14 protein-coding genes are annotated in these 13696 nt (G+C 71.5%); 8 read left to right on the forward strand and 6 right to left on the reverse strand.

The features are described from left to right. The first annotated feature begins 81 nt into the window (after positions 1-81). Positions 82-309 (forward strand): DUF5133 domain-containing protein, encoded by a 228-nt coding sequence (locus tag VE614_RS24910; RefSeq protein ID WP_324941315.1) that lies wholly within the window; start codon positions 82-84, stop codon positions 307-309. Positions 310-344: 35 nt separating this feature from the next. Next, the gene (locus VE614_RS24915) at positions 345-863 is read left to right on the forward strand and encodes a DUF2716 domain-containing protein (RefSeq protein ID WP_324941318.1); all 519 of its coding nucleotides are present in this window, start codon (positions 345-347) and stop codon (positions 861-863) included. 214 nt (positions 864-1077) lie between these two features. Here VE614_RS24915 and VE614_RS24925 read toward each other — a convergent pair whose 3' ends face one another. Next, positions 1078-1695, reverse strand: a complete 618-nt coding sequence (locus VE614_RS24925; RefSeq protein WP_324941320.1) for a TOPRIM nucleotidyl transferase/hydrolase domain-containing protein — start codon at positions 1693-1695, stop codon at positions 1078-1080. A 194-nt stretch (positions 1696-1889) separates the two neighbouring features. Between VE614_RS24925 and VE614_RS24930 the strand changes: the two genes are divergently transcribed. Both VE614_RS24930 and VE614_RS24935 read left to right on the forward strand, forming a co-directional pair. Continuing rightward, a complete protein-coding gene (locus VE614_RS24930) occupies positions 1890-2087 on the forward strand; it encodes a ferredoxin (protein WP_324941321.1) in 198 nt (65 codons plus the stop codon). Between the two features lie 207 nt (positions 2088-2294). Continuing rightward, the gene (locus tag VE614_RS24935) at positions 2295-3161 is read left to right on the forward strand and encodes an AraC family transcriptional regulator (protein WP_324941324.1); all 867 of its coding nucleotides are present in this window, start codon (positions 2295-2297) and stop codon (positions 3159-3161) included. A 476-nt stretch (positions 3162-3637) separates the two neighbouring features. On the opposite strand, the gene VE614_RS24940 is transcribed toward VE614_RS24935, so the two are convergent. Then, positions 3638-4603, reverse strand: a complete 966-nt coding sequence (locus tag VE614_RS24940; RefSeq protein ID WP_324941326.1) for a helix-turn-helix domain-containing protein — start codon at positions 4601-4603, stop codon at positions 3638-3640. Positions 4604-4960: 357 nt separating this feature from the next. Between VE614_RS24940 and VE614_RS24945 the strand changes: the two genes are divergently transcribed. Continuing rightward, positions 4961-6265, forward strand: coding sequence for a phospholipase D-like domain-containing protein (locus tag VE614_RS24945; RefSeq protein ID WP_324941328.1), 1305 nt, complete (start codon positions 4961-4963; stop codon positions 6263-6265). Positions 6266-6323: 58 nt separating this feature from the next. Here the strand turns inward: VE614_RS24945 and VE614_RS24950 are convergent, their stop codons facing one another. The 3 genes from VE614_RS24950 to VE614_RS24960 are packed head-to-tail and all read right to left on the reverse strand — an operon-like array spanning position 6324 to position 9638. Beyond that, positions 6324-6773, reverse strand: a complete 450-nt coding sequence (locus tag VE614_RS24950) for a response regulator (protein ID WP_086169979.1) — start codon at positions 6771-6773, stop codon at positions 6324-6326. Further along, on the reverse strand, positions 6770-8365 hold the full coding sequence (locus tag VE614_RS24955) for a sensor histidine kinase (protein WP_324941988.1): 1596 nt from the start codon (positions 8363-8365) through the stop codon (positions 6770-6772). The genes VE614_RS24950 and VE614_RS24955 overlap by 4 nt, the downstream gene beginning before the upstream one ends. A gap of 46 nt (positions 8366-8411) precedes the next feature. Beyond that, positions 8412-9638: a fused response regulator/phosphatase gene (locus tag VE614_RS24960; protein WP_324941332.1), complete on the reverse strand. Its 1227-nt coding sequence runs from the start codon at positions 9636-9638 to the stop codon at positions 8412-8414. 779 nt (positions 9639-10417) lie between these two features. On the opposite strand from VE614_RS24960, the gene VE614_RS24965 reads away from it, so the two are divergent. Beyond that, positions 10418-10879, forward strand: a complete 462-nt coding sequence (locus tag VE614_RS24965; protein ID WP_324941335.1) for an ATP-binding protein — start codon at positions 10418-10420, stop codon at positions 10877-10879. A 145-nt stretch (positions 10880-11024) separates the two neighbouring features. After that, positions 11025-11345, forward strand: coding sequence for an ANTAR domain-containing protein (locus VE614_RS24970; RefSeq protein ID WP_324941338.1), 321 nt, complete (start codon positions 11025-11027; stop codon positions 11343-11345). 46 nt (positions 11346-11391) lie between these two features. On the opposite strand, the gene VE614_RS24975 is transcribed toward VE614_RS24970, so the two are convergent. Then, entirely contained in the window at positions 11392-12348 is a 957-nt protein-coding gene (locus tag VE614_RS24975; RefSeq protein ID WP_324941341.1) for a helix-turn-helix transcriptional regulator, read from the reverse strand. Between the two features lie 212 nt (positions 12349-12560). Here VE614_RS24975 and VE614_RS24980 point away from each other — a divergent pair, with 212 nt between their 5' ends. Next, positions 12561-13442: a hypothetical protein gene (locus tag VE614_RS24980; RefSeq protein WP_324941344.1), complete on the forward strand. Its 882-nt coding sequence runs from the start codon at positions 12561-12563 to the stop codon at positions 13440-13442. Positions 13443-13696 lie beyond the last annotated feature (254 nt).

The following is a 13696-nucleotide window of genomic DNA, read 5'->3' on the forward strand; positions in this document are numbered from 1 at the left end:
GCGGGGGATTACCGGCCGGGGCGCGGGGCAGACGGGTCGCTGTACGACCCATGTGAGTGGCGGCGACAAGGGAGACACCCGATGCTGATGGCACACCCCGCGGTTCTGCAGAACCTGATCGAGCAGTACGACACGCTGCGCATCCTGCACGCCGAGGACGGCAGCCCCGAGGTGCAGCAGCGGATGGACGACGTCGCCTACACGCTGTGCGTGGCGACCGGCACCCGTGATATCGACGCCGCTCTCATCGCCGCCCGCCATCGACTGCCCGGTGCCCGCCCGGAGGACGACTCCCTGCTCACCGTCTGACCGATGACCCCCGCCGGCCTCGATACGATCATCGGATGAGGGAAGATTCCGTGAGCGTGCTGTCGGAGGCCGAGCATCGACGTGTCTGGGAGCGCTTCTCCGCGGACTTCCGCTTCCAGCCCGGCATGAGTCCGCTCACCTGGCCGGCCATCGAGGAACCCCCCGCGTCGATCACCTGGAGCCTCGCCCCGCTTGACGACGACCCTGGCCACGCGCGGCTGGACCGCCTGACCGCAGTCGTCAAGCAGGGGCTGGCCACCTGCGCCGGCCCGCGGGGCACGCTGTACGCGCTGGACTGGCAGCACACGTCGTACCGCTTCGCCCCGATGGAGACCGGCGGCCCGGGGCAGCCCCCCTGGCCCCTGAGCCCCTACCCCGACGGGGACTACTGCGTCTACCTCTCGGAAGACTTCCGCACGGGCAGCTTCGGGCACCCCTGGGAGGAATCCCTCTGCCTGTTCGGTGCGGAGCTCCTGGACGCCGTGTCGACGGAGGTCGACCAGGTGCTCGGCCCTCCGATCCGCAGGTCCGGGCAGGCGGCGGGCCCGCGCTGACGCCAGGCTGAACGGATCCCGCATCCACCGGCCCGCGGCGGGAACCCCTCCGCCCGTGCACATCGCGCCCGGCGCCGACCTGGTGCCGGTGGCCGCGGATGTCTCCCGGGAGGAAGGCGCGGCCCGGGTGCGGGAGTTGCTCCCGCGGGTGGACGTCCTCGTCAACAGCCTCGGTGTCCGACTCGATCCTTCCCTGACATCCGCGTCCACCAGGTCAGAGGGTGGTGAGCAGACCGTCCAGTGGGGCGGGTACGCGGTCGGAGTCGAGTGCTTCGACGAGGACACGGCCGTAGTGGATCTTGCGGCCCTTCTTCGTCCCCAGGAAGCGCCGCAGCTGCTGCTGTGCGGTGCGGCCCTGCTGGGCGGGCTGGCGCAGGAAGGTCCGCAGGGCGCGCAGGTCGCCCTCCGCCCGTACGAGTTCTTCCACCCGTGCCGCGCCCAGCGCGCGAATGAGTTCGTCCTCCAGATCCGCCGCGCAGACGAAGAAGCCCTGCGGTGCCGCTCCGGCCAGCTCGAAGCCGCGCGTGTAGTAGCGGCGCTCCGCCTCGTCGCACAGGCCCGTGAGGCGAAGGCCCAGGCCGGGCGAGCCGAGGAGGCGGGCGAACCGCCCCACGCTCATCGCACCGCCCATCGGCAGCACGCAGACTCCTTCGGCCGCCAGGTCCCGGCCGTGCCGCGCGGCCAGCGCGCCGACCGCCGCCGCGTCGCTCGGACCTTCGAGCAGGACGACCGCGCGCGCGGGCAGCCGCGCGGCCAGGTCGCGCGCGGGGTCACCGGGCCCGCCGGCCGCCCACGCGACGACCGCGTCCCGGAACGACCCCATGTCCGCCATGGGACGAGTCTCCGCCGCGCCCGGCCATCGCGCGAGGGGTTTTCGTCAGGCGGCGGTTTCGGCCTACCGGGTCTTCCTCGCCGCCATGGGCGGTGCGCACACCGTCGGCGGCGCGGAGAGCGTGGTAACCCACGGTGAACCCGTCAGTCGTGCCGGCCGGGCCGAAGGCAGCCGGCCGAGGAGAAAGGACGACCATGAGGATCACCGTCGACCAGGACAAATGCTGCGGCTCCGGGGGCTGCGTCATCGCCGCGCCGGACGTCTTCGACCAGCGCGACGAGGACGGCATCGTCGTCCTCCTCGTCCCCGAGCCCCCGGCGGACCAGCTCAAGGCCGTACAGGGCGCGGCGGCCGTGTGTCCCTCCGCCGCCATCGCCCTCGACGGCGAATGACACGCTGAACCGCTCCCGGCGCCGGCCGGGGCGGGCTCAGCGGCCCGGCCGCCCGGAGCGCGGACGGCCGGGCCGTTCCGCTCGCGCACCGCTGCTCCTCAGTCTCCGGGCGGCCCGCGCACCTGACCTGATCGGGCACAGGATGTCGGGTCCGGCGACGTGCCCGCCGCCTAGCGTGGTGATCACGAAAGAGGAAGGGGACCGGGAGTGCTGGACCGTCTCAACCAGGCCCTGGAGCACATCGAGCGCCGCCTGGACCAGCAGGTCGACGTGGCCGAGCTGGCGCGCATCGCGGCCACGTCGGAGTACCACCTGCGCCGGATGTTCTCCGCGCTCGCGGGGCTGCCGCTGTCGGAGTACATACGCCGCCGTCGGCTCACCGTCGCGGGTGCCGAGGTGCTCGCCGGGCGGGAGTCCCTGCTGGACATCGCGGTGCGCTACGGCTATGGCTCGGGCGAGGCGTTCGGCAGGGCGTTCCGCGCGATGCACGGAGTCGGTCCGGGCGAGGCCCGGCGCAGCGGCGCCACGCTCGTCTCCCAGCCCCGGTTGTCCTTCCGCCTCACCATCGAAGGGAGCAGCAGTATGCGCTACCGCGTAGTGGACAGGCCGGACTTCGACGTCGTCGGCCTCAAGACCCGGGTGCCGCTGGTGCACAGCGGACCGAACCAGGCGATCGTCGACTTCGTCCGCGGGATCGATCCGCAGGTGCTGGAACGGCTGGAGAAGCTGTCGGACACGGAGCCGCACGGCATCCTCGCGGTCTGCGACGACCTCGACCCCAGCCGTGCCGAAGGCACCGAACTCGACTACTACCACGGGGTGATCACCACGGCGGCCGCCCCGGCGGGCACCACCGTGCTGTCCGTCCCGGCCGGCACCTGGGCGGTCTTCACCACCTCCGGACCGGTGCCGCGGGCCATCCAGGAGCTGTGGCGGGACGTGTTCACGGAGTGGTTCCCGGCCAACCCGTACCGCAGCCGCCCCGGCCCCGAGATCCTGCGCACCCGGCTCTCCCCGGACAAGACCGAGGCCGACGCCGAGCTGTGGCTCCCGGTGGAGCGGGAACAGGGCTGACAGTCACTCAACAGGCCGAGCCCACGGCCCCCTCTCCCTCGGTGCACACTCCGTTGTGGGACGTGACCGACCGAGGCGGCCGTGGGTGCTCGTCACGGTCGTGACCGTCGTGGCCGGCGCGGACGCCGGGACGGCCGCGACCTCCCTCAGCCTGCTGATCTCGGCCGCCGCCGGGCTGTTCACCTGCACCTGGCACCGATCGCGCCGCGGGTGGACCGAGGAGGCAGCGGCCAGGCGGAGGCCGGCGACCACGTCCGGGGGCCGGGCGCACGGTCTCCGGCCGGGACGTCCTGGGCGACCCCGGCACGGGTAGGACGATCCCGGCGATCCTGCTCGTACGGGAACTCCCGCGCGCCCCGGAACCCGGCGAGCCCGTCCCCGTCCCGCTGGACCCGGCCCCGCGGAACCCACGCCGCGGACCGCTGCCGGGCTCCTGGTCTCAGCCGCGCTCGTGGGCGCGAGCGCGCGATCCCGCTTCAGAAACGATCCTGCGCAAGGGCGCGGAACTCGGTCGGCGTCATGCCGGTCGCCGTGCGGAACGCGCGGGTGAACTCCGAGGCGCGGGGAAAGCCCCAGCGCGCGCCGATCGCCGCGACGGGCCGGGTGTCGTGCGGGTCCGCGAGATCCCTGCGACAGCGGGACAACCGTTCGCGCCGGATGACGTCGCCCACCGTCGTTCCGTGTGCCTGGAAGACCCGATGGACCGTGCGCGGGGAGACGCAGTGCGCCTCGGCCACGGCAACCGGCCTGAGGTCCGGGTCGGGCAGGTTCCGGACGATGAACCCCACCATCTCGTGGTAGAGCGACGAGCTCCGGGATTCCGCCGGCAGCGCCGACGCCTCCTCCACATGCCCCGCGACGACCGCCGCAGCGAGGTCCACCACGGTCGTTCCCAGCCGGATCCGGTCGCTGCCGGTCAGCTCGGCCTGCGATGCGGCCAGTGTGGTGAGCATCTGACGGAACACCAGCTCCATGCCTCGGGTCGGCCGCAGAGCGATTCCGCACACCTGTCGGACCACCCGGTCCGGTAAGGGCATCAGCCCCCTGGGGAACTGCAGGAGCACACAGCTCGACCAGGGGCCGACGTCGACCCAGCCCTGGAACGGCCGGGAGCTGTCGTACAGCACCATCTCGCCCGGCCGCAGGGCCGACTGATGACCGGCCTGCTCCACTCCCTGCCGCCCGGAGCTGATCAGCGCGAGCTGGCAGAACTCGGGGTCCGACTGGCGGATGAGGCGCGCCGAACGGTAGGAGACCAGCGGGGCGTACGAGATCGTGGACAGCTGAACCGCGCCCAGCTCCATCGCCCGTATCCGGGCCCCGAAGCGTTCCGGGTCCGGGAACCGGAAGCGCTGCGTCACCATCGCCAGTGCCGCGGTCTCCGTCCAGGCCGTCGTCCGGTCGGCCGACGGCAGGTCGGTCGTGTCCAGCACCGTCCTCATCGTGAGATCCCCCGACGCTCATCGGTACATAACGGTCGCACGAAGTGTGAATCAGGAGATCCGCAGAGGACAGGGGCCTTTGCGTCAAGTACTCGGCGGGGGCCGTGGGGCGGATCGGCCGGTTCCCGGCTGGCGCTGAGTGCACATCGTTCGGCGCTCAGCGCGCATGACGCGGCGCGGGCGACGGGCCAGGATGCCGAATGACCATCCAACCGACATGTACACCTCACGGTCAGCATCTCCGTGTCGGGGGGAGGCGCGGGGGCCCGCGCGGGCCGCGACGGTGGCGGCCGTGCGTGCGCCGACCACCCGCGTCACCGAGGTGACTTCATCGATCGATCTCCAAGAGGTTGACCCATGTCTCACGCACGCACGTTCCGAATACGCCGCGGCGCTCGCCCGCGCCTTCTCGCCCGCGCCCTCACCACGGCCCTGCTGATGGCGGTCGCGCTGGTGCTCGGCGGCGCTCCGCAGGCCACAGCCCTGTCCAAACCGGTGATCAACGGACCGGTCTTCAACGACCCGCTGGGCACCGCGGACCAGCAGAAGGCGGTCTTCACCCAGCTGATCGCGCTGATCGACGCCACGCCGGCCGGCCAGACGATCCGCGGCTCGATGTTCGAGTTCGGCGACCAGGAGGTGGCCGACGCGCTGCTCGCCGCCCATCGGCGCGGCGTCGATGTGAAGCTCGTCGTGGACGACTCGACGTACGTCGACAGCGCGGGCAAGCAGTACGCCAACCCCGCCTACGAGTCCCTGAAGTCGGGGCTGGGCGCCAACGACACCGCCCGTTCCTGGGTCGTGGTCTGCGACGACCGGTTCGAGGACAACGACGGTGTGGACGACGTCAAGCGGGGGTGCCTCGCCGTGGCGCCGCCGGGACCGGCGTACAACCACAACAAGTTCTTCGTCTTCTCCAAGATCGGTCCCTTCGACGACGGCACCTCGTACTCCAAGGTCGTCTTCCAGACGTCGTCGAACCTGTCGAACTGGTACAAGGTCGAGTCGTTCAACGACGCCGTCACCTTCTCCGACAGCGCCGTGTACGACGGGTACGCGAGCTACCACGAGAAGCTGCGCGCCGGGCGCCATCTGGCGAGCGGCAACAACAACGTGTACTTCTCCACGCCCACCGGCTCCACCTACCGCGGCTACTTCTTCCCGCGCGGCGACTCCTCGTACAACAACCCGGCCACGGACACGATCGTCAACGCGCTCGACGAGGTCTCCTGCGCCTACACCGGCACCGACGGCAAGCGCCACCAGACGGACATCCGGATCGTGATGCTGTACTTCAACGACTCACGCATCCAGGTGGCCGACAAGCTCGCCGCACTGCGCGCCCAGGGCTGCTGGATCGACATCGTCTACGCGTCCGCCGAGTCGCAGGTGAAGTCCACGCTGACCGGCGCGAACATCCAGCACCGCGCCTGCATGATCCCCAACGGGCCGGGGATCGACGTACGCCCGCACAACAAACAGATACTGATCGACGGCGACTACAACGGCGACATCACGCCGCGGGTGTACACGGGCAGCGCCAACCTGATCGGTTCCTCGCTGCGCTCCGCCGACGAATCGCTTGTCCGGATCACCAGCGCGGCCTACCACGCCAAGTACCTGTCCACCTTCTACAAGATCCGTTCGGCCTGCAGCGCCTGACCTGCGGCGGGAGGCGGTTCGCGGAACGGTGACGGTGACCGTTCCGCGAACAGCCGTATCAGCCGATGCGGCCGGGCAGGCGGACGACCTGGACGAAGAAGTCGTCGATCTGGCGGACCGCGGCGATGAACTGGTCCAGGTCCACCGGCTTGGTCACATAGGCGTTGGCGTGCAGCTTGTAGCTGCGCAGGATGTCCTCCTCGGCCGCGGAGGTGGTGAGGATGACCACGGGGATGTGCGCGAGGTCCGGGTCGGACTTGATGCGCTCCAGCACCTGACGGCCGTCGTACTTCGGCAGGTTCAGGTCGAGCAGGATGAGATCGGGCCTCGGTGCCTCGGTGTGGTCGCCGCGCCGGTAGAGGAAGTCCAGCGCCTCCTCGCCGTCCCTGACCACGTGCAGCGTGTTGCCGATCTTGTTGTCCTCGAACGCCTCGCGGGTCATCAGCTCGTCGCCCGGGTCGTCCTCGACGAGGAGGACGTCGACGGGGGTGGCGGCGGGGGTGGTCATGTCAGGGCCTTTTCCTCGGTGAGCAAGCCTGCCGGAGTGTCGGCGGTGACCGGCAGGGTGAAGCAGAAGCGGGTGCCGCCGGTGTAGGCGGTGTCGATCCAGATTCTGCCACCATGGTGCTCGACGATCTTCTTGCACAGTGCCAGACCGATACCCGTACCACCGTAGGCGTCCCGGCTGTGCAGCCGCTGGAAGATGACGAAAACCTTCTCGGCGAACTCCTCCGGGATGCCGATGCCGTTGTCCGTGACGCTCAGGCTCAGATGGGCCGGATCGTCCGGGTCGGGCTCGCAGGTGATGGTCACGTGCGGGGCGGCCTCCGGGCGGCGGAACTTGAGGGCGTTGCCCACCAGGTTCTGCCAGAGCATGGTCAGCAGGGTCGGGTCCCCGACCACCTCGGGCATCTCCCGCGGACGGTCGACCCGCGCACCGGACTCCTCCACGGCCGCCCCCAGATTCGCGAGGGCCTTGTCCAGCGCCGGGCCCAGGCCGACGCCGACCCGTGCGTCGTTGAGGCGCCCGACGCGGGAGAAGGTCAGCAGGTCGTTGATGAGCACCTGCATGCGCTTGGCCCCGTCGACGGCGAAGTCGATGTACTGCCGGCCGCGGTCGTCGAGCTGGTCCCCGTACCGCTTCTCCAGCAGCTGACAGAAGGACGCCACCTTGCGCAGCGGCTCCTGGAGGTCGTGCGAGGCGACGTAGGCGAACTGCTCCAGTTCGACATTGGACCGGCGCAACTCCACGGCCTGGGCGTTCAGGTCGGCGGCCTGCCGGGTCAGCGTCTTCTGCTGGTCGTGGGAGGCGTCGAGTTCGGTCACGATACGCCGGCGCATGCCCTCCACGTCGTTGGCCAGCGCGGTCAGGTCGACGGGGCCTCCGCCGGTGATGACGTACGAGAACTCCCCGCCCGCCACCCGCCGCGACGCCCCGCGCAGCGCCTCCAGCGGGCGGGTCACCAGCAGCCGCACCAGGACGGCGAGGGCGACACCGGTCAGCAGGAAGACGGCCACCATGCCGGCCAGCACCGAGTCGCGCAGGGTCCGCTCGTGGGCGAGGCGGTCCCGGAGGCCCCGGACCGTATCGTCCAGCCGGGCGCTCTGCTCGGCCAGCCGGCCGCGCACGTGGTCGAACTCCTTCTTGCCCCGTTCGGCCATCCGCTGGTCGATCGGCGCCCGCTCGCCGGGGGTCACCGAGGCGGCGAGGGGTTCGGCGTAGACGCGCCGCCAGTCGGCCGCCTGCTTCTCGACCGCGCGCAGGTCGGCGAGCAGCCCGGGCCGGTCACCGATGAGGGCGCGCAGCCGGGCGGCGGCGTTCCTCTCCTCCCGCTCGCCCTCGGTGTAGGGAGTGAGGAACTGCGGGTCGGCGGTGATCGCGTAGCCGCGGATGCCGCTCTCCTGGTCGATCAGGGCGGCCTGGAGCCGGTACGCCTCGGTCTGGGCAGGCTGGACCCGCTCGAGCAGCCGGTCCGTCATGTCGGCGGTCCGGTCCAGGAGGTTCGCGCCGATCACGGTGCCGACCACGACCAGCAACGTCATGAGCGACAGCACCAGATAGAACCAGCCCTGCACCGTCAGCCGGCGCCCGCTCCACATGCCGACCGTCTCCACCGCTCTCTCAGACACCACTCGTCCCACTCGTTCAGTTCCAGCTCAGATGGACAACGGCTACGTCGTCGGCCAGGCCGCCCCGTTCCTCGGCGAGTTCCTCGGCCCTCCCGATCAGACGGTCCACGAACTCCTCCGCGGGCAGGCCCGCCGCCTTGCGCGCGAGGTCCAGCAGGCCCTCCTCGCCGAGACGTTGCGGTCCCCTGCTGACATGCCCTTCGAAGAGGCCGTCGGTGAAGAGGACCACCGAGCCCCCCGACGGCACCGGCAGTTCGGCGGTCGGCCAGCGGGCGCCGCCGGGGAGCATCCCCAGCGCCGGCCCGCCGGGCACCTCGACCCACTCCACGTCGTCGCCGGTGCGCTGGAGCAGACCGTGGTGGCCCGCCCGTACGACGCGGGCCCGTTGTTCGCCCGGGACGGCGGCCAGGCTGACCAGGGTGGCGAAGACCTCGTCGCGGGCCCGCTCGGCGACCAGCAGTTCCTCCAGCCGGCTCATCTGCTCCGCACCGGTTATGCCGCTCAGCACCAGGGTGCGCCAGGCGATCCGCAGGGCCACGCCCAGGGCCGCCTCGTCCGGCCCGTGCCCGGAGACGTCGCCGACCAGGGCGTGGACCGTGCCGTCGGCGCGCTGCACGATGTCGTAGAAGTCACCGCCCAGCAGCGCCTGCGCCCGTCCTGGCCGGTAGCGGGCCACGACCTGGACGCCTTCCTCGGTGTGCAGCAGTGGGCGCGGCAGCAATCCCCGTTCCAGGCGGGCGTTCTCCTGTGCCTGCATCTGGCTGGCCTGGAGGGCCACCGCCGCCTGCTCGGCCTGCTTGCGCTGGATCGCGTACCGCACGGCCCGCCCGAACAGCTCGGGTTCGACCCGGCCCTTCACGAGATAGTCCTGCGCGCCGGCCGCGACCGCGGCGAGCCCGGTGTCCTCCTCGGCGAGCCCGGTGAGCACCACGACGGCCACGTGCTCGGCGCGCGCCTGGAGCAGGGAGACCGCCTCCAGGCCCCGGGCGTCCGACAGGTGCAGGTCGAGCAGGACGCAGTCGGGCACCTCGGTGGCGAGCACCTGGGAGGCCTCGGTCAGCGACCGGACCCACCGCAGGCGCATCTTGAGGGCGCTGTCGGCGACCAGTTCCTCGACGAGCAGCGCGTCGCCGGGGTCGTCCTCCACGAGGAGGACCGACGGCTCCGGCCGTTCCCACCCTGCCTCGGCATCCGCCTGGGCCGCTCTCACCAAATCGGCAGCCCCAGCCTGTGACGTCACCATCGTCCCGACCTTCCCCGCCCCGTGCCCGCCGCCTGTCGTACGGCTTTCCCGCCCGACGGCGGTCGAGCATACGCAGAGCGGCGATTCGATCTTCACCAGTCACCCACATGATCGCCGGGTTGCCCGCGCCGCGATCACCGGCCCCCGGCCCGCGCCATGAGGCGGCGGATCCGGGAGGGTTCAGCGGCGGACTCCCGAGGGCCCGCAGTGCGCGGCGGCGACGCACCGGAGCCGAAGGACTCTCCGGCCCGGGGGGTCGCCGACCGACGGACTCGGCCCGGCCCGCCGAGCGGACCGCGCGCTTCCGTGAGTGCGTTCACTGTACGGGCAGGTCGGACCGCCGGCCCTCACCCTGCCCTATGGGTGCCGCCGGCGAGGAGGAGGGGCGGCCGTCACAGGGCGGCCGGGCACCGGTGGCCGGGATGCCCCGCGGCACCGCCAAGACAAGATCCCGCGCGTCCGGCAGCGCCGTGGCTCCCCTGTCAGTCGTCACCGACGTCGTCATCGTCCGCCCATCCGAGATTCCGGTTGTCCTGTCGGCGCCTACCCGCAACCCTCGGCCCCATGCCGCCGGGATCAACTTCGAACACAGGTTCACAAATGGGGCGGGATCCGGACGGGACACGGCGTAACCGGGACATTGGCCACGAATGTCCGACAGCCGGAGGGATGTGTTTCTCCGGTGACACCCCTGGCTCGCGGCGCTCGGGGTATGCGGAAGGGACGGCACAGCGACCCGCGAAAACCAAGAGCCACCACCCGCACACGAGGAACTCTGCATGGAGAACTCGCTCAAGCAGCAGGCGAGGAAAGTCCAGGCGGCGGCCGGCGATCGCCGCCCCCTGGGCCTGACCTGTACCTGGGAGCACACCGTCCCCGACATCGCCGAGGCGCGCCGCGCCGTCACCGACCTGCTGCGGCAGGTCGGCCGGCCGCCACGACGGCGGGTCGCCGAGAACGCCTGTCTCGTCGTCAGTGAACTCGTCACCAACGCCGTACGCCACGCCCCAGGGCCCTGCTCCCTGGTGCTGAACGTGAGCCCGGACGGCCGATGGCTGCGGATAACCGTCCGGGACACCTCCCCCAGCCTGCCACGGGTGCAGCCCCGCGACCCCGGCCGGATCGGCGGACACGGGCTTCACCTGGTGCGCTCCCTCAGCCTCCGGTTCCAGGCCACGCCGCGGCCGACCGGGAAGGACGTCACCGCCACGGTGTCCCTCAACGAAGCGGATCACGGCTGATCACCGCTGAGCGGTCGGGCAGGCCTCCGTTTCGTTTTCCGGATCGCCGAACCGGAATCTTTTCGTTCTGGAGGCCGCTGCCACCGCCTGATCAGGGCATCAGCGCGATGAACGACAGGCCGACTCAGCAGGGAGCGGGCCCACCATGCGTCAGCAAGAGGACTCCGTGCGCAGGATCATCGCTCTCCAGGAGGAAGTGGAGCAGCTGAAGCACGCCGTCGTCTCCCACGCTGTCGTGGACCAGGCCATCGGAGTGGTGATCGCCTACGCCGGTCTGCCTCCCGAGCCGGCGTGGGACGTGCTCAAGGAGGTCTCCCAGCACACGAACACCAAGTTGCGGGAAGTGGCGGAACACATCGTGCAGTGGCCCCGGTGCGCGTGGCTGCCGCCGGAGATCCGGCAGGCCCTCGACGCCTCGCTGGAGCGTCACCGGCCGCGGACGCCCGAGCCGGGAGACGAACGGTGATCTCCGCGGGGCCGGGCCCCCTCCGGTGCGGGTCGGAGGAGCGGGCTCAGCCGCGGAGGGTGTCGGACGGGCCGGTGCCGTAGGCCTCCCGGTAGAGCGCGGCGAAGCGCCCGGCGTGCGGGAAGCCCCAGCGTGCGGCGACCTCCGCGACGGTGACCCCGCCCAGCGGGTGCGCCTCCCGCAGTTCCTGATGGGCGTGCGCGAGGCGTACACGGCGCAGATAGGCGAGCGGCGTGGTGTCCAGGTGGCGACGGAAGGCGTACTGCAGGGCGCGGATGGTGACGTGGGCGGCGGCCGCGATGTCGGCGACGGTGAGGGGCTGGTCGGCGTGGTCCTCGATGTGCGCGACCGCCCGTCGAAGGGTCGCCGTGTGGGCGTCGGTCCGGTCCTGGGCGGTCGGATCGGTGTGCGCGGTGTTCGGGAAGGCGGCCAGCACGCTCGCGGCCAGCAGCTGACTGCCGGCCGAGGCGATCAGCGGCTGACCGGCGGTGGCCGGGTCGCCGAGGACATGGTCGCGCAGGTACGTGATGGTGTTCTTCAGCTGGTGGGCCGCGGCCGGCGAGTGCGGCCGGTGTCCCGTCAGCCGCACCGGCCCCGGGGCCGGCTTCGGCCCGCCGGCGGCGACCTGGTCCAGCAGCGCCGGGTCCAGCATCGTGATGTTGTAGCGGGCCGTGCAGACCCGCCCCGCGTACGGCAGGTCAGGGGGAGCGAGGAGCACCATGTCCCCGGGGCCGAAGTCGTCCCGTACCCCTTGGTACACATGGTCCTGGAGGGTCCCCTCGTGCACCAGGCACAGGCAGATCCGTCCCAGGGGCTCCACCGCGTAGCTCATGTCGAAGCCCAGCTCCAGCTCGTCGACGCTGACCGACGGCATGGTGTCCCGGCGGATACGGGCGGGACTGCTCTCCGGGGTGCCGCTGCTGATCGTCATGCGGGCGTACGCCTGGCAGAGGAACGCCTCCGTCGCCTCCAGGTCATCGCTGTCGAACACCAGCGAGCCCATCACATCACCGCCCGGCCTGCATCGGAAAGTCCTCCTCGCGTACGACGTTACCTCCACGCCTGCCCCGAGCGGCCACGAGGCCGATCACCCCGGCGGCTGCCGGTCGTCTGATCCGGCGTGCGCTGCTGACTGCGGAAGCGCGCATGTTCCCCTCATAGAAGGGCACTTGGGGCAACGAACACATACAGACACAGGCTGAGAGGAGCCTCTTGATGGCCAGGTCAGTCAGCGGCGGCAGGATCGGGGCCTTATCCGTCGCCGGAATTCTCGCCGGCACGGTGCTCGTCGGCTGCGGTGACGAGGGCGGCGACACGGCCGGACCCGCGAAGGGTTCCCCCACCCCGGGGAGCGCCGGCGCTCGGGAACCGGGCACGCAGGCGGTGCGTTCCGCCTACGAGAAGACGGCCGAGGAGGACACCGCGCGGGTGACGCTGAAGGTACGGACCTCCGCCGAGGGCACTTCGGTGACCGCGAACGGCAAGGGCACGGTCGACCTCGACGACGGGGACAGCGTCATGACGGTCACCGCGGAGGGACAGCGGATCGAGCAGCGCGTGATCGACCAGGTGCTGTACCAGAAGCCTCCGGCCGGGCAGGCGCCCGGCGGCAAGCCATGGATCAAGATCGACCTGAAGAAGGTCGCCGCCCAGCAGGGAGCCGGCGGTCAGTCCATGAACGACCCGGCCCGCTCCGCGGCGCTCGCCAGGGCCATCGACGACAGGGACGTGACGAACAAGGGGTCGGCCGAGATCGGCGGCGTCGCCACCACGCGGTACCACGTGACGGTCGACGTGGCCAAGCTGCCCGACGGCGCCCAGCTGAGCAAGCAGCTCGGCCCGGCCCTCCCGATGGACATCTGGCTGGACGACGAAGGCCGCATCCGCCGCCAGCAGGTGGACATGACCGTGCAGGCGCCGGCCACCCCCAAGAGTGGCGCCGGCGCGAAGACCGCGACCGGACCACAGCGGATGACGGTGCGGACCGTGCTGGAGTTCAGCGACTTCGGCACCGAGCTGGAAGCGGACGCCCCGCCGGCGCGTCAGGTGACGGACATGACCGACGAGGCCGTCGAGCAGGGCGGCACCCGGGCCTGACCCGGCGTCCGCGGCCGGCATTCGCGCCGCTCAGCCGTCCGGCTCCATCTGCTCGCGGGTGCCAGCGGGGACCAGTGGGGACCAGTGGGGACCAGTGGGGACCAGTGGGGACGCGATCCGGGGCGCGTCCCGGCCGACGGCCGGGACGGCCGGGACGGCCGGGGCGGTGTGGTCGGCAGGCGCGCGCGGCCCGGCGAGAGGCGGCGGAATCCCGTGCGCCGGCTCGCCACCGGCCCGCGGCGCCTGCGGACCCA

The sequence above is a fragment of the Streptomyces sp. genome (assembly GCF_035645055.1).
Lineage (GTDB): Bacteria > Actinomycetota > Actinomycetes > Streptomycetales > Streptomycetaceae > Streptomyces.